This is a genomic window from Vreelandella glaciei (genome assembly GCF_013415125.1).
Taxonomy (GTDB): Bacteria; Pseudomonadota; Gammaproteobacteria; order Pseudomonadales; family Halomonadaceae; genus Vreelandella; species Vreelandella glaciei.
On sequence record NZ_JACCDE010000019.1, the window covers coordinates 19,784 to 37,686 of the forward strand.

General features: G+C 55.8%; 13 protein-coding genes and 1 pseudogene. 11 read left to right on the forward strand and 3 right to left on the reverse strand.

Features of this window, described 5'->3' with window-relative positions; genetic code table 11:
- Positions 1-14: 14 nt before the first annotated feature.
- The 4 genes from HZS80_RS13470 to HZS80_RS13485 all read left to right on the forward strand — a co-directional run bounded on the left by HZS80_RS13470 (position 15) and on the right by HZS80_RS13485 (position 5,749).
- Complete coding sequence (locus HZS80_RS13470) at positions 15-1,943, forward strand: extracellular solute-binding protein (RefSeq protein ID WP_179916372.1); 1,929 nt, start codon at positions 15-17, stop codon at positions 1,941-1,943.
- A 77-nt stretch (positions 1,944-2,020) separates the two neighbouring features.
- Positions 2,021-3,094: a microcin C ABC transporter permease YejB gene (locus tag HZS80_RS13475; protein ID WP_035555685.1), complete on the forward strand. Its 1,074-nt coding sequence runs from the start codon at positions 2,021-2,023 to the stop codon at positions 3,092-3,094.
- Between the two features lie 2 nt (positions 3,095-3,096).
- A complete protein-coding gene (locus HZS80_RS13480) occupies positions 3,097-4,173 on the forward strand; it encodes an ABC transporter permease (protein WP_035555682.1) in 1,077 nt (358 codons plus the stop codon).
- The gene (locus HZS80_RS13485) at positions 4,166-5,749 is read left to right on the forward strand and encodes an ABC transporter ATP-binding protein (RefSeq protein WP_179916373.1); all 1,584 of its coding nucleotides are present in this window, start codon (positions 4,166-4,168) and stop codon (positions 5,747-5,749) included. Before HZS80_RS13480 ends, HZS80_RS13485 begins: the two co-directional genes overlap by 8 nt.
- A gap of 152 nt (positions 5,750-5,901) precedes the next feature.
- Here the strand turns inward: HZS80_RS13485 and HZS80_RS13490 are convergent, their stop codons facing one another.
- Positions 5,902-6,606, reverse strand: a complete 705-nt coding sequence (locus HZS80_RS13490) for a pseudouridine synthase (protein ID WP_179916410.1) — start codon at positions 6,604-6,606, stop codon at positions 5,902-5,904.
- A 2-nt stretch (positions 6,607-6,608) separates the two neighbouring features.
- Positions 6,609-7,421, reverse strand: a complete 813-nt coding sequence (locus HZS80_RS13495) for an amidohydrolase (RefSeq protein ID WP_035555676.1) — start codon at positions 7,419-7,421, stop codon at positions 6,609-6,611.
- Between the two features lie 72 nt (positions 7,422-7,493).
- Between HZS80_RS13495 and rarD the strand changes: the two genes are divergently transcribed.
- On the forward strand, positions 7,494-8,402 hold the full coding sequence (rarD, locus tag HZS80_RS13500) for an EamA family transporter RarD (RefSeq protein WP_179916374.1): 909 nt from the start codon (positions 7,494-7,496) through the stop codon (positions 8,400-8,402).
- Here rarD and HZS80_RS13505 read toward each other — a convergent pair.
- A pseudogene (locus tag HZS80_RS13505) lies at positions 8,399-8,597 on the reverse strand (methyl-accepting chemotaxis protein); the annotation flags it as partial. The gene rarD and the pseudogene HZS80_RS13505 sit on opposite strands and share 4 nt — an antisense overlap.
- 356 nt (positions 8,598-8,953) lie before the next feature.
- Between HZS80_RS13505 and HZS80_RS13510 the strand changes: the two are divergent.
- The 6 genes from HZS80_RS13510 (at position 8,954) to HZS80_RS13535 (ending at position 17,890) form a co-directional block, all read left to right on the forward strand.
- Complete coding sequence (locus HZS80_RS13510) at positions 8,954-10,654, forward strand: SulP family inorganic anion transporter (RefSeq protein WP_035579455.1); 1,701 nt, start codon at positions 8,954-8,956, stop codon at positions 10,652-10,654.
- 224 nt (positions 10,655-10,878) lie between these two features.
- Positions 10,879-12,039 (forward strand): TAXI family TRAP transporter solute-binding subunit, encoded by a 1,161-nt coding sequence (locus HZS80_RS13515; protein ID WP_035579457.1) that lies wholly within the window; start codon positions 10,879-10,881, stop codon positions 12,037-12,039.
- Positions 12,040-12,089: 50 nt separating this feature from the next.
- Positions 12,090-14,099, forward strand: a complete 2,010-nt coding sequence (locus HZS80_RS13520) for a TRAP transporter permease (RefSeq protein ID WP_179916375.1) — start codon at positions 12,090-12,092, stop codon at positions 14,097-14,099.
- A gap of 62 nt (positions 14,100-14,161) precedes the next feature.
- Positions 14,162-15,574 (forward strand): enoyl-CoA hydratase/isomerase family protein, encoded by a 1,413-nt coding sequence (locus tag HZS80_RS13525; protein WP_179916376.1) that lies wholly within the window; start codon positions 14,162-14,164, stop codon positions 15,572-15,574.
- Positions 15,571-16,764: an acyl-CoA dehydrogenase family protein gene (locus HZS80_RS13530; protein WP_035579462.1), complete on the forward strand. Its 1,194-nt coding sequence runs from the start codon at positions 15,571-15,573 to the stop codon at positions 16,762-16,764. The genes HZS80_RS13525 and HZS80_RS13530 overlap by 4 nt, the downstream gene beginning before the upstream one ends.
- Positions 16,765-16,771: 7 nt before the next feature.
- Entirely contained in the window at positions 16,772-17,890 is a 1,119-nt protein-coding gene (locus HZS80_RS13535) for an acyl-CoA dehydrogenase family protein (RefSeq protein WP_179916377.1), read from the forward strand.
- Positions 17,891-17,903 lie beyond the last annotated feature (13 nt).

The window sequence follows — 17,903 nt, forward strand, 5'->3', positions numbered from 1 at the left end:
ATGGGATGTCACCAATGCCGCGAGGTCTGTTTTTTGCGAAAGCATTTCTACTTATCAGTGGCTTGCTAATAAATGTATCGATACTCGCGTCAGAAGCAGCGACCACTAGCGATTCTTCCCACAGCACTGTCGGCAACAACGTGGTGGGCGATTTAAATACGGATGCCAACAACGTGGTGCCGGTTGAAACAGTCCACGGGGTATCGCTTTACGATAGCCCAGAGCTACCGGCAGACTTCCCCTACTTCCCCCATGTAAACCCACAAGCCCCCAAAGGCGGCACTATTACCCATACCGCCGTTGGGGGCAGCTTCGATTCAACGAATCCGTTTATTATTCGCGGCACACCGGCCACTGGCGTTTCGCAAATTTATGACACCTTGATGGCCAGCAACCCCAATGAGCCCTTTAGCCTGTATGGTTTATTGGCTGAAGGCGTGCGCCTGGACCCCGACCGGGAATGGATTGAGTTTGACCTTCGCCCTGAAGCACGCTTTCAGGACGGCGAACCCGTCACCGCCTACGATGTGGTGTTCTCACTTAACCTGCTCAGAGAAGAAGGCAATCCGTTTTATGCCAGCTATTATGCGGGTGTGAGCGAAGTGATCGCCCTCAACGAACATCAAGTGCGCTTTACCTTCAGCGATACCAATTCCCGAGAACTGCCGCTAATCGTTGCTCAACTGCCTATCCTCCCCCGCCACTACTGGGAGCCACGCGAGTTCACATCGCCTACCCTGGCGGCTCACCCCGGCTCCGGCCCCTACCTCATCAGTGAAGTTGACCCAGGCAGGCGAATTGTTTACCAGCGCGATGAGGATTATTGGGGAAAAAACTTGCCGGTTAATGTTGGCCGCTACAACATTGACCGCATCGTTTATGACTACTATCGCGACCGCGATATCGCCTGGGAAGCGTTCAAAGCAGGCCTAACAGATTTTCGTACGGATGCCCGCGCGGCCACCTGGGCGATTGGCTACGACTTTCCTGCCTATGAAGAGGGCTTGGTGAAGCGGCTGACGGTACCTGACGTCAACCCTTCCATGATGCAGGCCTTTGTGTTCAACCTGCGCAAAGAGAAGTTTCAAGACCCACGGGTACGCGAAGCGTTAAGCCTTACCTTCGATTTTCCGTGGCTCAACACCAATATTTTCTACGACACCTACCGGCGTACCGAAAGCTTTTTTCAAAATTCGGAGATGGAAGCTACCGGGCTACCTTCGGAAGAAGAGCTGGCGCTGCTCGAACCGTTTAGGGAAGAGTTAATCGCTTCACATGGGTCTGACCGCCTGTTCACCGAGCCGCTGCCCATTGATCAACCCCTCAATCTGCGTGAGCGTCTACGCAAGGCACTGGCGCTTTTGCGCGACGCGGGCTATCGCGTTGAAGAGGGAGTACTGGTCAACCAAGCCACCGGCCAGCCACTCAGCCTTGAAGTGCTGCTCTACGATTCGGGTCTTGAGCGAGTGGTTCAACCCATGCTGCGTAACATGGCCCGCCTAGGAGTGCAGACCTCGCTGCGCATCGTTGATATCAATCAATATTTAAACCGGCAGCGCAATTACGACTATGACATAGTGATTAGCCATTTCCCCCAGTCGAACAACCCGGGTAATGAGCAGCGCGACTTCTGGACCAGCGCCGCCGCCGAGGCGCCGCAAAGCCGCAACCGGATGGCGCTCGCCCACCCAGCGGTCGATGCGCTGGTGGAAGCGATCATTAGTGCCGATGGTCGTGAGGAACTGGATACCGCCACGCGGGCGCTGGATCGGGTGCTGCGCTGGGGGTTTTACGTCATTCCTCACTACCACTCCGGCGAAACCCGCATTGCGATCTGGGACAAGTTTGGCTATCCCGAGCCCTTTCCGGAGTATGCGATGGATCTGGATGCATGGTGGGTGGATACCGAGCGTGAAGCAGAACTGCAGCGCCAGCGCCGCTGAGACTGTCTTAATTACAGCGACTTATTCGCAACGGCTTATCCTCAACGGTTTCATCGTTATAAACCTCGGAGTGCTCTGTGGCCCGCTACACCCTACGCCGACTGCTGCTAATGATTCCGACCCTTTTTGGGATCATGCTACTCAATTTTATTATTGTTCAGGCGGCGCCGGGCGGGCCGATTGATCAGATGCTGGCACGTTTTGAGGGCGCGGACGCCATGGCCAGCACCCGCTTGGATATGGGCGGTGCCGATGTGCAGGTAAGTGACGATTCTCGTGGCGCTCGGGGCATCGACCCACGCTTTATCGAACAGCTAGAACAGCAGTTTGGTTTTGATAAACCCGCCCACGAGCGCTTTATTGGCATGATGGCGGATTACCTCACGCTCGATTTCGGCACCAGTTTTTTCCGCGACCGCCCAGTGACCGAACTGATGATTGAGCGGTTGCCGGTGTCCATTTCGCTGGGGCTATGGACCACGCTGCTGGTCTACCTGATCTCGATCCCCTTAGGTATCAAAAAAGCGCTACGCCACGGTTCCCGTTTCGATGTCTGGTCGTCGGGATTAGTGATTGTCGGCTACGCCATTCCGGGCTTTTTGTTTGCGATATTGCTGATCGTGCTATTTGCCGGCGGCACCTACTGGGACGTGTTTCCCCTCCGCGGCCTGACCTCGCCTAACTTCGACCAGCTTACGGCCTGGGGCAAGGTCAAAGATTACTTCTGGCATATCACGCTGCCGGTTATCGCCGCGGCAATCGGTAGCTTTGCCACACTCACCATGCTGACCAAAAACAGCTTTCTGGATGAAATTCACAAGCAGTATGTGATTACCGCACGCGCCAAGGGCGCCGATGAACGACGGGTGCTCTATGGTCATGTTTTCCGGAACGCCATGTTGATTATTATCGCCGGTCTACCTGCCGCCATGATCGGAATTTTCTTTACCGGTGCGTTATTGATAGAAGTGATCTTCTCCCTGGATGGCCTCGGCTTGCTCGGTTTTGAGGCGGTGATGCAGCGGGATTACCCGGTTATTTTCGGTACGCTGTTTTTGTATACCGTGATCGGTCTGATCCTTAAGCTGATTTCCGATTTGACCTACGTGTGGGTTGACCCACGTATTGACTTTTCGACCCGGGAGTCATGATCATGGCCTCTCTTTCTTCTTATTTTTCGCCCATTACCCGCCGCCGGCTGGCGGCCTTTAAAGCCAACCGGCGTGCCCGCGTATCGCTTTGGCTGTTTACGGCTCTGTTTGTGTTTAGTCTGTTTGCCGAGCTGATCGCCAACGACAAGCCCATCGTCATGCAATACGACGGCCAATGGTACGTGCCGCTGCTGGTGGATTACCCCGAAACCGAGTTCAACGGGTTTCTTCCCACGCGTACCGATTATCTGGATCCGTTTATTCAGCAACAGATTAAAGAGCACGGCTGGGCGCTGTGGCCAGCCATCCCATATTCCTACCAAACCCTGGACATGAACATGACCCGCCCTTCCCCGGCACCGCCGGATAGCCGCCACTGGCTGGGCACCGATGATCAGGGCCGTGATGTATTAGCACGTGTCATTTATGGCTTTCGCCTCTCGGTTGCTTTTGCACTGGTGCTCACTGCAGGCTCGCTGGTGATCGGCGTTGTGGTTGGTGGTGTGCAGGGCTACTTTGGCGGCAAGATTGATTTGATCGGTCAGCGAGTGACTGAAATATGGTCGGGCCTTCCGGTGCTGTTCCTGCTCATCATTTTAGCCAGCTTTGTTCAGCCGGGGTTCTGGTGGTTGCTGGGGATCATGCTGCTCTTCTCATGGCTTGGCCTGGTCGATATCGTGCGCGCCGAGTTTCTGCGTGCGCGTAATCTGGAGTACGTGCGTGCCGCCAAGGCGATGGGATTGCCCTCGCGCCTGATCATGTGGCGCCACGTGCTGCCCAATGCCATGGTCGCGACGCTAACCTTCATTCCGTTTCTGTTTACCGGTGCCATCGGCACCCTGACCGCGCTGGATTTCCTCGGTTTCGGCCTGCCTCCCGGCGCGCCCTCGCTGGGCGAACTGGCAGCGCAGGGCAAGAACAACTTACATGCCCCCTGGCTGGGCATCACGGCGTTCATGACGCTGGCAATCATGCTTTCGCTATTAGTGTTCATTGGCGAAGGCTTGCGCGACGCCTTCGACCCCCGTCACGTACAACAGCGCCAAGTAGGCCCTGCCCAGGAGACACAAAATGCCTAACTCACTCCTGCGCATCGAGAATCTCAACATTGCCTTCGATGATACGCCCGTGGTGCATGCGCTATCGCTCACCCTCAATGCGGGTGAAACCCTGGCAATCGTCGGTGAATCGGGGTCAGGCAAATCAGTCTCTGCGCTCGGGATGATTAACCTTTTGCCCAGCAATGCCACCGTCAAGGGGGAGCGTTGGCTGGGTGACACCGATCTGTCGACATTGACCCAGGACCAGTGGAACACCGTGCGCGGTAATCGTGTCGGATTTATTTTCCAGGAGCCGATGACGTCGCTTAACCCGCTCCATCGAGTTGGCAAGCAGATCGGCGAAGCATTGCGTTTGCATCAAGGCTTGCGCGGCCAGGCGGCTCGCCAACGCTGCAAAACGCTACTCGAACAAGTGAAACTGCCGCGCCCGGAAGAGGTACTGAATGCTTGGCCTCATCAGCTTTCGGGCGGACAGCGCCAGCGGGTGATGATTGCCATGGCAATTGCCAATAACCCCTCACTGCTGATTGCCGATGAGCCCACCACCGCCCTGGACGTGACGGTGCAGCAGGAGATACTTGCCCTGCTGCGTGAACTGCGCGACCACCACGCCATGGGCATGCTGTTTATCAGTCATGACTTGAACTTGGTGCGCCGTCACGCGGATCGCATCTGCGTCATGCATCAGGGGCGGATACAGGAAATCGGACCGGTTGAGCAGGTCTTTCAACACCCGCAAAGTGATTACACCAAAGCGCTGCTCGCCGCTGAGCCGGAAGGTAGGCCCCAAGCCATTGAGCAAACAGCGCCGCTATTAACGGCTCGCCAGTTAAGCGTGAGCTTTAAGCGCCCAAAGACCGGCTTATTTAAGCGCCAGCCCCCCGCTTTTGTGGCGGTACACCCGACGGATTTCCAAATAGCACCGGGCGAAACCCTGGGCATTGTGGGTGAGTCCGGCTCGGGTAAAACCACGCTGGCGTCAGCAGTCATGCGGCTGGTCACTAGCCAAGGTGATGTTACCCTTGGCACCGATAAACTAAGCTCCCTGTCTGGGGATGATTTGCGGCGCCAGCGCCACCGTTTTCAGATGGTGTTTCAGGACCCCTATGGCGCCCTTTCGCCTCGCATGCCGGTGTTTGATATTGTCAGTGAGGGGCTGCGCTTTCATTACCCACACCTGACTGACAAAGAAGTTTCCCAGCGGGTTAACCAAACCCTTCACGAAGTGGGTTTGCCCGAGAGCTGTGCTGCGCGCTACCCCCATGAGTTTTCCGGTGGTCAACGCCAGCGCATTGCCGTAGCAAGAGCGATTATCTTAGAACCAGAATTACTGGTGCTGGATGAGCCAACCTCTGCGTTAGACCGTACCGTGCAGAAGCAGCTAGTCACCCTATTGCGCGATCTGCAGGCACGCCGTCAGCTAAGCTATTTATTTATTAGCCACGATTTAGCCGTCGTGCGCGCCATGGCACACCGCATTATGGTGTTCAAGGATGGCGAAGTGGTCGAACAAGGCCCCTGCCTAGAGGTGCTTTCAGCGCCACAGCATGCTTATACCCAAGCGCTAATTGCCGCTGCGCATCTGACTCATTAGTTCTGACTTACCAGCTCTTATTTACTAACTTTATTGAGCCACGATACTTAATATTGCTGACGGCAGCCATAAAGATAACGGTATAAAAATTCAGATAAAATAAAGCCGCTTACCCTGCTGGGAAGCGGCTAATGGAGATATTAACCAAGGACTCAGAAGAGCGCGACTTCGTCGGCGGTTAATTCTCGCCATTCGCCGGGCGCCAGGTTGGCATCCAAAGCTAAGTCACCGATAGAGCTGCGATGCAGTGAGTTCACGTGATTACCCAAGGCAGCAAACATACGTTTCACCAGATGATAGCGCCCTTCAGTAATAGTGAGTTCTGCCTGGGTGGGCGACAGCAGCCGAAGTGTTGCGGGCTGCGTCGGCGTCTCCTCCCCATCCAGCATCAGGCCATCGGCGACTTGGCCAATCGCCCACTCCGCCGCGGCGCCTTCCATAGGCTCGGCTAGCTCGGCGATATACACCTTGGCGCAGCGATGGCGCGGAGATGTGACGCGGTGAGACCACTGACCATCATCGGTTAATAGCAGCAAGCCAGTGGTATCCACATCTAACCGCCCTACCGGCTGTAACCGATCCGCTTTGGGTAGATCAATTAGATCGATTGCTCTTTGGTAGAGACCGCGGCGAGCGTTACATTCAACGTCGACGGGCTTGTGCAGCATAATGTAGCGAACGCCTACCAGCGCTAGCCGCTCGCCGTTGAGTACCACCACATCGTTATCGGTATCGATTTGGGTCGCCGACTGTTTGATCGGCTCACCGTTCAGGGTCACTTCGCCATTTTTGAGTGCCCGCTTGGCGAGGCTGCGGGTTAACGGTGAGGTTTCACTCAAAAAGCGATCAAGGCGCATCATTAACCGACTCCTGGCAGCAGCTTAAAATGGTCGGCATCTTGCCAGGCAGGAAATTTTTCACGAAAAGCATCAAGGGCAGTTTTATCCAGCGTGCCCGTTTCTATAAACGGGGTATGGGCAGGTTTATCAATTAACGCTTCGCCTTTGAAGTCGACCAATAAGGAGTCGCCGCTATAGGCAAGTCCTTTGGCATCCTCTCCAACGCGATTAACGCCAATTACATAGCTTAGGTTTTCTACCGCGCGGGCCTGTAGCAGCGTACGCCAAGGGTGGCGACGCGGTGCTGGCCAATTGGCGATACACAGCAGCGCATCATACTCGAAATGCTCACCTTCTGCTGGCTGCTGGCGCATCCAGACCGGAAAGCGCAGATCGTAGCAAACGCTCAGCAACAACTTAAAGCCATTAAGCTCTACCACTTTACGCTCACTGCCCATGCCGTAGCGCTCATGCTCACCGGCCATACGGAATAAGTGGCGCTTATCGTAGTGGGTTAAGTCGCCCTTAGGCGTTGCCCATATCAAGCGGTTATAAAACTCGCCATCCTCTTCGATCGCCACGCTGCCGGTCATCACGCAGTTACGGGCCTGCGCCTGAGTCTGCAACCAAGTCACACTTTGGCTTTCGGCCATCGGCTGAGCCATTTCACGGGAATTCATGGTAAAGCCGGTGGCAAACATTTCAGGCAAAACAATAAGGTCGGTATCACGGCTATCCAGCCCACCGAGTAACTTCTCAAGATGAGCGTGGTTGGCTTGTGGGTCTTCCCAGCGCAGATCGCACTGCACCAAGCTGGATCTAAGTTTAGTCATTAAACACCTCCGTTCCGCCAGAGTTATTGCAATGTTTATGCTAGATTAGCATCTTTAAATAATGAGGCTGCTATGCTTCCTACTCCAACACGCGATCCCGACGCAGTCAAAGGCGTTATGTTTGGCCTAACAGCCTATACGATGTGGGGCTGTTTTCCGCTATTTTTTGCCCTATTTGAGGGCGTCCCCGCCTTTGAAATATTGATTCATCGGATCATTTGGGCGTGTCTGTTTTTGATCGGTTTGATTACCCTATTACGCCGCTGGCCGCCCGTTGTTGCAGCGCTGGGCGAACCTAAGCGACTAGGCCGTGTGTTGGCCTGCGCGCTATTAATAGCGTTTAACTGGGGTATCTATATTTATGCGGTGGAGTCGAAGCAGGTGTTACAGGCGAGTTTGGGCTACTTCTTAACACCACTAGTGAACGTCGCGCTAGGCATGTTGGTACTGCGGGAAGTGATGGCCAAGCTGCAGCTGGTCGCCTTGGGTTTGGCCAGCGTTGCTATTGCCACGCAGTTTGTCATGCTGGGTGAGCTGCCCTGGATTAGTTTACTGCTGGCGTTAAGCTTCGGTAGTTACGGCCTGTTTCGTAAGCAAGTGCCGCTAGACGGCCTATCAGGGCTGTTTGTGGAAACCCTGTTGCTATTTCCTCTCGCCCTGATCGCCTTGACCTGGTTAAGCTGGAACGACACCTCACATTTTTTACAAAATACTTCAACCACCAGCTTACTGGTCGCCAGTGGGGCTTTAACTGCGCTGCCGTTAATGGCCTTTGCAGGCGCAGCCCGCCGATTGCGTTTGGCGACCCTGGGCTTTTTGATGTACATCAACCCGAGTATTCAATTCCTGATCGCGTTAACCGTTTTCGGTGAGCCCCTTGGGCTTATCCAGTTGGTGACCTTTGTGCTTATCTGGAGCGGGCTTGCGCTCTATTCCTGGTCAGCGTGGCAGTCACGCTCGCGCTACGCGGCGGCTAGTTAAGCAAGTGGTGATGAGACGGTGTCTGCGGCGCCTTTCAGCGTAGGCGTCGATGCTGTATCCCGTTCCGGCTGATAACCCACTCGGAAGCCACCCCAATGCTTGCTCCTGCACATACACTGGCACTGAAAGGTCGTGCATGATTTCTTCGGTGTCCCGCTTGTAGGTCTGCAGCAACAGCGGCTTTTTAGCACCGCCCCCCAATGCGGCACATATCAGAGCGACATAAATCCAAACGCCGCCTTGAGTGGCAAGACCAACCGACAACGCCACCATCAGCACTGGAACTAGCAATAGCAGTACACTCATGAGCAGCACCCATTTATTGATGTTGTTGAGTATCAAACAGTCTTAGTAAGAAGGTTTAAATGTCCTTTATGCCTATGCTTAACGGGTTATGCTAATGAAAGAAGTAGCACTTTGGGGGGAAGACGCAAAGTATTAAGCGCTTCGTCATCATGGAGTTACCGCCGTGCAAATGAACATAAGCACTGCAATGAAATGGAATATCCCTTACTCTCTTTATTCTGCCACTCCGATAACACCTGGAACCCATGCTAAAGCGCTATTTGCCGATCCTGACGTGGCTACCCCACTACCATAAACGCCTGTTTGGGGCCGATCTCTTGGCGGGCTTGATCGTCACGGTGATGGTCATTCCCCAGTCGCTGGCCTATTCGCTGCTAGCCGGACTGCCTGCCGTGGTAGGCCTCTACGCCAGCATCCTGCCACAACTGGTCTATACCCTGTTTGGCACCAGCAAGACCCTTGCCGTCGGGCCGGTCGCTATCATCGCGTTGATGACCGGTGCCGCACTCTCCTCCGTGGCGGTCACAGGCACAGAGACTTATTTACAGGCCGCGCTCATCCTGTCCCTGCTTTCCGGTGGCATGCTGGTAATCATGGGGCTGCTTAAAATGGGCTTTTTCAGCAATTTTCTCAGTCACCCGGTTATTTCCGGCTTCTTAACGGCGTCGGGCATATTGATCGCTGCTAGCCAGCTGGGCAGCTTGCTGGGGGTTGAGAGTAGTGGCTTTACCCTGGTGGAACGCCTTGTCACCCTGGTGCCTAATTTAGCCACTTTCAACTTACCCACCTTACTGATCGGCAGTGGAACGCTGCTGTTTTTGATCGTTATGCGACGCCATGGTAAAGCCGCCCTGCACTCAATGGGCTTGCCACGCACCCTGGCAGACTTGATTGCCAAAGCAGGGCCGGTCTTTGCCGTCGTGATTACCACCCTGGTTACCTGGTACTGGCAGTTGGGCGATAAAGGCGTCAGCGTTGTGGGACAAATTCCAGGCGGGTTACCCGCACTGAGCTTCCCTTTGGGAGACTACTCACTGTGGCGGGCACTTGTGATCCCCGCGCTGCTGATTAGCCTGGTCGGCTTTGTGGAGTCGGTTTCCATGGGCCAGATGTTGGCCGCGAAGCGGCGCCAGCGTATCTCTCCCAATCAGGAGCTTGTGGGCCTTGGTGCCAGCAATTTAGCCGCCGGGCTTTCCAGCGGCATGCCGGTCACTGGGGGATTATCCCGCACGGTCATCAACTACGATGCAGGCGCACAAACGCCTGCGGCAGGTGCCTTTGCGGCGCTAGGTATTGCGCTGGTCACTATGTCATTCACCGGCTGGCTCTACTACCTGCCCATCGCGACCCTGGCCGCAACGATCACCGTTTCGATTTTGACGCTTGTGGACATCCCCATGCTGCGGCAAACCTGGCGCTACTCCCGCAGCGACTTTGCCGCCATGGCGGTGACGATTTTGCTGACACTATGCGAAGGCGTTGAGGCGGGCATCATCAGCGGGGTAACGCTCTCTATTGCGCTATTTTTGTACCGCACCAGCCGCCCTCATAGCGCCTTGGTAGGCCGCGTCCCCGGCACCGAACACTTTAGAAATACTACCCGCCACGATGTCGAGACGGTCAATACCGTTGCCCTGCTGCGCATTGATGAGAGCCTCTATTTTGCCAATGCCCGCTATTTGGAAGACACCGTCTATAACCTGGTAGCGAGCCACCCCGAGCTTGAGCACGTTGTATTGATCTGTTCGGCGGTTAACCTGATTGATGCCTCGGCGCTAGAAAGCCTGGATGCCATCAACGCCCGCTTAAAAGACTCCGATGTAAAACTACATTTATCCGAGGTCAAAGGCCCGGTGATGGATCAGCTAAAGAAGAGTGACTTTCTGGATGCGCTTACCGGGCGGGTGTTTTTAAGCACCTACGCCGCTTGGCGTGAATTTTCTTAACTGCATTGCTCTCGCTACCGCTCTGAAAAACCAGGCTTTTGCCTGGTTTTTTTATGCCTGTTGTTTACCAACGGGCACCGCTGCTGACAACAGCATTGACAGCCACCCAGCGGCTTCTCTACTATCAGCCGACCACTTAGCAAAATCAAGTACCGCATAGCAAAACACTATGTAGCCAAACGTAACTAAAACCTTAAGCACAACCACAATAAAGGAGCATCCCAATGCATCCATTTGCTCACCGCCTACTCATCGCCGCCTTACCTTTATCGCTACTCGGCGCAGCAGTCAGCCACGCCAGTGACATTGAACTCCCCGGTACCATGGCCTGGACGGCCTACGGCACTAACTCAAGCGGCTATGCCCAAGCCGTCGCCATCGGCAATATGCTGCAGAACAAATACGATTCATCAGTGCGTATCCTGCCGGGGGACAACGATGTTTCACGGATGACGCCGCTTAAGCAGGGCCGCGTTGACCTTTGCGCCTGCGGGATCGCCAGCTACTACGGCGCTGAAGGGGTAATGATGTTTGCCGACCGCGACTGGGGTCCTCAGCCACTACGCGTCATTACCACTTCCACTGCCTCTTTTGGTCTTTCCCTTGCGGTTGCGGGCGACCTGGACGTTGAAACGCCCGCTGACCTGGCCGGCAAGCGCATCGCCTATATCCGCGGTGACGATGCGCTCAATAAAGGCACCGAAGCTTACCTTGCCTTTGGTGGCTTGACCTGGGATGACGTAGAGCGGGTTGATTACCCCGGCTACGGGCGCTCGTTCGACGGCATTATCGCTGGCGATGTGGATGCCTCCTTTACCACCACGGTGACCCCGCCAGCCCAGCAGCTGGCCAGTAGTCCGCGCGGCATTAGCTGGCCAGTGCTAGACCCCAACGACGAAGCAGGCTGGGAGCGCATGGCCGCCGTTGCGCCCTACTTCCGCCCGCACGAAGTCACGTCTGGGGCTGGTGGCATCAGCGCCGAAAACCCGGTGCCCAGCGCTAGCTACCCATACCCCATTGTGGTAGCCAACCAAGACCTGGATGACAATGTCGCTTATGGCCTAATCAAAGCCATGCAGGAAAATTTCGACGACTACAAAGATAACGCCCCAGGGGCGCTTGGCTATGCCTTGGAACAGCAAGATCTTCAATGGGTAGTGCCGTTTCACGATGCGGTCGTGGAGTACTACAAAGAGATCGACGTATGGACTGATGAAATGCAGGCCCATCAGGATGAGCTGGTTGAACGTCAGGATGTATTGCTAAGCGCCTGGGAAAGCTTTATGCAAGACGCCCCCAGTGATGACGAGGCGTTTACTGCCGACTGGATGGAAGCCCGAGCCACCGCGCTTAGCGATGCCGGTTTCGAACCGATCTTCGAGTAATACGCCACGGGGCGGCACTTGCCGCCCCCTGCTGATTGACGGATGCCCTCATGACCACAGATACCTCACCTGCCAATAATCAGCAGGTTAAAGAAAAAATCAGCCAAATTCGTCAGCTTCCCCCTGCGCTGCGCTGGATCCCCGCCACGGTCACCGTCATCTTGATGGCGATGACGCTGGATTATCTTTTCAACGTTGGCTTACTGACGTTCGTAACCGGCTTGGAAACGCAGTTCTACTATGCCGTTGTGGCACTACTGCTACCGCTGGTTTTCTTGCTTTGGCCCATGCGCAGTCGCCAACAAGAACAGCCTATCCCTTGGTACGACTACCTATTGAGCGCTATAACGCTAATCGTTGGCGGCTATTTTGTTTATAACGCAGTCCCTATTTTAGAGCGCGGCTGGGCGTTTTCTGCGCCTGAGATCGCTATTTATGCCAGCTATGCCTACTGGCTGCTCATTATCGAAGCGGCCCGCCGGGCAGGCGGCTTACCGATTGCTATCATTGCGGGGGTCTTCTCTCTTTACCCGCTGGTGGCGGATATCGTCCCCGGCCCTATCCAGGCGTTTCCTTCGACTCTTGAACAGACCGCTATGTACCACACCATGAGTACCGAAAGCATCATGGGGGTGCCGCTGCAGGCGTTCGCGGGCCTGGTGATCGGCTTTTTGGTCTTTGGTGTCGTGCTGCAAAAAAGCGGCGGCGGTAAGTTTTTTATCAACCTGGCATTTGCGCTGCTGGGCCATGTGCGCGGCGGCCCCGCGAAGGTGTCGATTTTCTCCAGCGGCCTGATGGGCTCGATGAGCGGCAGCGTTATTAGTAACGTACTGACCACCGGTGTTTTGTCAATTCCCGCCATGCGTCGTATCGGTATGAGCCGCTCCTTTGCTGGCGGTGTGGAAGCCTGCGCCTCAACCGGCGGTGTATTGATGCCACCGGTGATGGGCGCAACCGCTTTCGTCATGGCCATGTTTCTCGACATTCCCTATTCCGCGGTAGCGCTGGCTGCCGTCATTCCTTCAATTCTGTATTTCCTGGGTCTGTTTATTCAGATCGATGCCTATGCAGCTCGCCACGACATTAAAGGCCTACCCGCCGTTGAGCTGCCTTCGCTATGGCAAACCATCAAAGAGGGTTGGTACTTTATTTTTGTCTTTGCTTTATTAGTTTGGATGCTGCTGATTATGCAGCGCGAAGCCGTGGCACCTTTCTACGCCACCGCGCTGCTGTTGGTGCTCAACCAGCTTTCCAAACATAACCGCTGGGGTTGGAAGGATGTAGCCGATACGCTGTCGTCTGCGGCCAAGCTGTTTGCCGAGTTAATCGCTATTTTGGCTGGCGTGGGCATGCTGGTGGGTGCACTTTCGATGACAGGCCTTTCCGGCACCATCGCTAACGACTTTATCAATATTGCCGGTGGCAGCGTGCCGCTGTTGCTGATTATGGGAGCGGTTACCAGTTTTGTGCTGGGTATTGGCATGACCGTGACGGCTGCCTATATCTTCCTCGCCGTTGCTCTAGCCCCTGCGCTGATTCAAGGCGGCGGACTGGATCCCATGGCCGTACATATGTTCATTCTCTATTGGGGCATGCTGAGCTTTATTACCCCGCCAGTGGCACTGGGTGCCTTTGCCGCGGCTACCGTGGCCGGTGCCCGGCCCATGGAAACGGGCCTGCAGGCGATGCGTCTGGGTAGCGTGATCTACTTTATTCCTTTCCTATTCGTACTCAACCCCGCGCTGATTATGCAGGGCGCGCCGCTGATGATCGTGGCTGTCTTTATCCAGGCGGTCATCGGCATCATCCTGTTTGCCTCTGCCATGCAGGGTTACCTGATGGGGGTTGGTCGACTGGGCTATGGCGCACTGCAAGAGATCGTGATTCGTGCCTTGATACTGATCGCTGGCCTACTACTGGCGCTACCGGGTGGTGGGATGGTGCCGCTTAGCCAGTGGGAATTGATCGGTCTGGCCGCAGCCGCGCTGGTACCCGGTGTTTTGATGGCACGCTTAAGCCAGCGCCACCATCGGCGTTCGCAAAGCGCCTCTGTTGCGTAACAGATGGGGCGCCAAGCGTACTCTTTTCAATTCACTATCATGCGAAATACGAGAGCCTAACTATGTCCGTTCATTATCAGCGTCACGGCAATATAGGCGTTATTCAAATAGCCAATCCGCCGGTCAATGCCTTAAGTCACGCGGTACGCAGTGGCTTAGTCGATGCGCTTAAAGAGGGTGTTGCTGACGCAGATGCTAAAGCGCTGGTCGTGCTCGCCGATGGCCGCACCTTTGTTGCCGGGGCAGATATTCGTGAGTTTGGTAAGCCGCCTCAAGCCCCTCTGCTGCCCGATGTGATTAACCAACTGGAAGCCTGCCCAAAACCGCTGATTGCCGCCCTGCACGGCACAGCCCTGGGCGGTGGATTGGAAGTGGCTTTGGGCTGCCACTATCGAGTGGCACTGGCGGGAACCCGGGTGGGTCTTCCGGAGGTTAAGCTGGGTCTACTGCCCGGCGCTGGTGGCACCCAGCGTTTGCCGCGTTTAGTAGGCGTTGAGCGCGCCTTAGAGATGATCACCAGCGGGCGTTTTGTGGAAGCAGAAGAAGCACTTGAGGCAGGCATTATCGACGCCATTAGCAGTGCTGAAACACCGTTTGAAGCGGGTTTAGCTGTGGCCCAAGCAGTGCTTGCAGACAACTCAATGGCACGTGTTACGGGCCAATTGCCAGCGCCAGCGGCTAATCCCCAGGCAATCTCCGCTATGTTGGAACGGCTGCATCAAGACGCTGCCGAGCTCTTCTCACCGTTTCGCATTGTGGAAGCTGTGGAGGCCTCTGTGACGGCTGAATCACTCCAAGACGGCCTGCGCCGTGAGCGGGAGCTGTTTTTGGCCTGTATGGACTCCCCTCAACGCGCCGGACTGATTCATCTCTTTTTCGCTGCGCGTAGCCCTCATATGGTGCCTGAGGTTGAGAAAGCCGACGCGTTTAAACACGTTGCGCTAATCGGCGAAGATCCACTGTTTGAGCGCCTGCAAAAAGCCGCACAAAAGGCGGGCATTACCCTAACCAGTGCACCAGACAACGCTACTGAACTTTGTCTGTTGGCGCCAAATGCAGCGAGGGAATCAGGCACAGCGCTCCCTACCATCGCACTAGAAAACATTGGCATCAGCCGCGGCAGCGATAGCGCGCTAAGCCTTATCGTTGCTGAAAACGGCAGCATGGTAGAGCTGGTCAACTTAAGCGCAGAGCCACTTACCCAACAGCGAGCGGCACTCACTCTTAAAGCATTGCGGTTAAACGTTGTGGTCAGCCGACAGCAAAGCCTTCTGAATACGCTGCAACTTGCTAGCCAGCAGGCTACAGCGAGCAACAGACAAACTGCCCTTGAACAGGCGAGCGTCGGCATCGCAAAGAACGGCTTCTGCTACCGCGAGAGCGATATCGATTTGTTGGCGGTGGAAGTACTGGGATACCCGCGTCACTTAGGTGGGCCTCACCGTCAATCAACCCTAAAGGACACCCCCCGATGAACCTCACCTTTAGCCCCGAAGAGCAGGCCTTTCGCGCAGAGGTTCGCCATTTTCTAGCCGATGCGCTGCCCAGCGATATTAGTGAACGCGTGCGCCTAGGGCGCCACCTGCGTGCCGATGATCACCTGCGCTGGCAGAACCTCCTCAGCGAACAGGGCTGGCTAGCCTCTAACTGGCCTAAACAGCATGGCGGCCCAGGCTGGGGGCCCGTGCAGCGGCATATATTTGATGAAGAGTGCGCCGCGGCCCACGCGCCGACAGTTGTGCCCTTTGGCGTTAATATGGTGGCGCCGGTGATTATGAAATTCGGTAGCGCTGAGCAAAAGGAGCATTACCTGCCGCGTATTTTGAGCAACCAGGATTGGTGGTGCCAAGGCTACTCTGAGCCCGGCGCAGGGTCTGATTTGGCGGGACTGAATACACGCGCGGTGCGCGATGGCGACCACTATATCGTGAATGGCCAGAAGACGTGGACGACCCTAGGCCAGCACGCCAACATGCTGTTTTGCTTAGTACGTACCGACCCAGAGGCGAAAAAGCAGGCAGGCATTAGTTTTCTGCTGATTGATATGCAAACCCCTGGCATTACCGTGCGGCCCATTATTACCCTGGATGGCGCCCATGAGGTTAATGAAGTCTTTTTAGATAACGTTCGAGTGCCGGTTGAAAACCGTGTCGGTGAAGAGGGCCAGGGCTGGACCTGCGCCAAATTCCTGCTCACCCACGAACGCACCGGCATTGCAGGGCTTGGCCACGCCAAGCAGGCGCTGCGTCACTTAAAGTCACTGGCCAGCCGAATCGAGCATCGCGGCAAGCCGCTGCTGGAGCTGCCCAGCTTTCGCCACCGTGTCGTCAAAGCCGAGCTTGAATTGATGGCGCTGGAAGTCACCAACCTACGCGTGATTGCCGCGGCCCGGGATGGCGGCGTACCCGGTGCAGAAAGCTCGCTACTCAAAGTACGTGGCTCAGAGCTTCGCCAGGAGCTAAGCGAACTCACCCGCCGAGCCCTTGGCCCCGCCGCACTGCCATTCTTCCCCGACTTCCTGCATGGCGAAGGCAGCCTGGATGACGAGCGCGCCCAAAGCGCGGCCGCCAGCGCCCAGTACTTCAACCGTCGCAAGCTGTCGATTTATGGCGGTGCCAACGAGATACAGAAAAGTATCGTCGCCAAAACCATTTTAAACATGTGAGGTCACCATGGATTTTGCTTTAACCGACGAGCAGCGCATGCTCGAAGAGACGCTCACCCGTTTGGTGGCCGACCAGGTTTCGCCCGAACAGCGCCGTACTATGCTTGCCGCTACTCCCAATGGTGCTTCTGCGCTATGGCGCACTTTTGCCGAGCTGGGCCTGCTGCATATGCCCTTTGGCGAAGACGTCGGCGGATTAGGCGGCGACGGCACCGACCTGATGATTATCATGCAGGCGCTGGGACGCGGCTTGGTGCCAGAAGCCTATCTGGCCGGTCTGGTGCTGCCAGGTCAACTGCTGGCGTTAACTGCCAATAGCGATCAGCAAACCCAGTGGCTAACCCCGCTGCTTGAAGGCGAACACCAGCTAGCCCTTGCATGGCAAGAGCACAACGCCCGTTACGACGCCTTGGCGATCGCTACCCAAGCGACCCAGCAAGATGGGCAATGGCAGTTAAGCGGCAGAAAAGATGTCGTCCTAAACCTTGAAGCAGCAGCGGCTAATCTGGTTACCGCTCGATTGGATAACGGCAAGCTAGGACTATTTATCGTCCCTGCGAATGCACCGGGCACATCGTCGCACTTTTACTGCACTATCGACGATCAGCCCGCCGGTGATTTGACCCTGGACAGCGTCACGCTGCCGCCAGCCAACTGCCTGAGTGACGATGTCGGCGATGCGCTGGCCGAGGTTCTCGCCCTTGGTCGTGCCGCACTGTGTGCCCAAGCTATCGGTGCAATGGAAGAGGCCTGCGATCAGACCCTGGCCTACCTAAAAGAGCGCAAGCAGTTTGGCCTGCCGCTATCTACCTTCCAGGCGCTTCAGCACCGCATGGTGGATATGCATCTGCACCTGGAACAGTCGCGCTCAATGGCGATATTAGCTGCCACTAGCCTGATCCTGCCAGCCAGTGAGCGGGATTATAAAATTGCCGCGGCCAAGGCGTACTGCGGCGAATCGGCGCGCTTTATTGCCGAACAGGCGATCCAACTCCACGGCGGTATGGGGATGTCCGAAGAGTGTTATGTCGCCAGCTACGCCAAGCATCTGGTAATGTTCGATCACCATTTAGGCGACAGCGACTACCATTTTGAAACGGTCAGCGAGCTATTAAAGGTTGCCTAACGATATTGCCTAA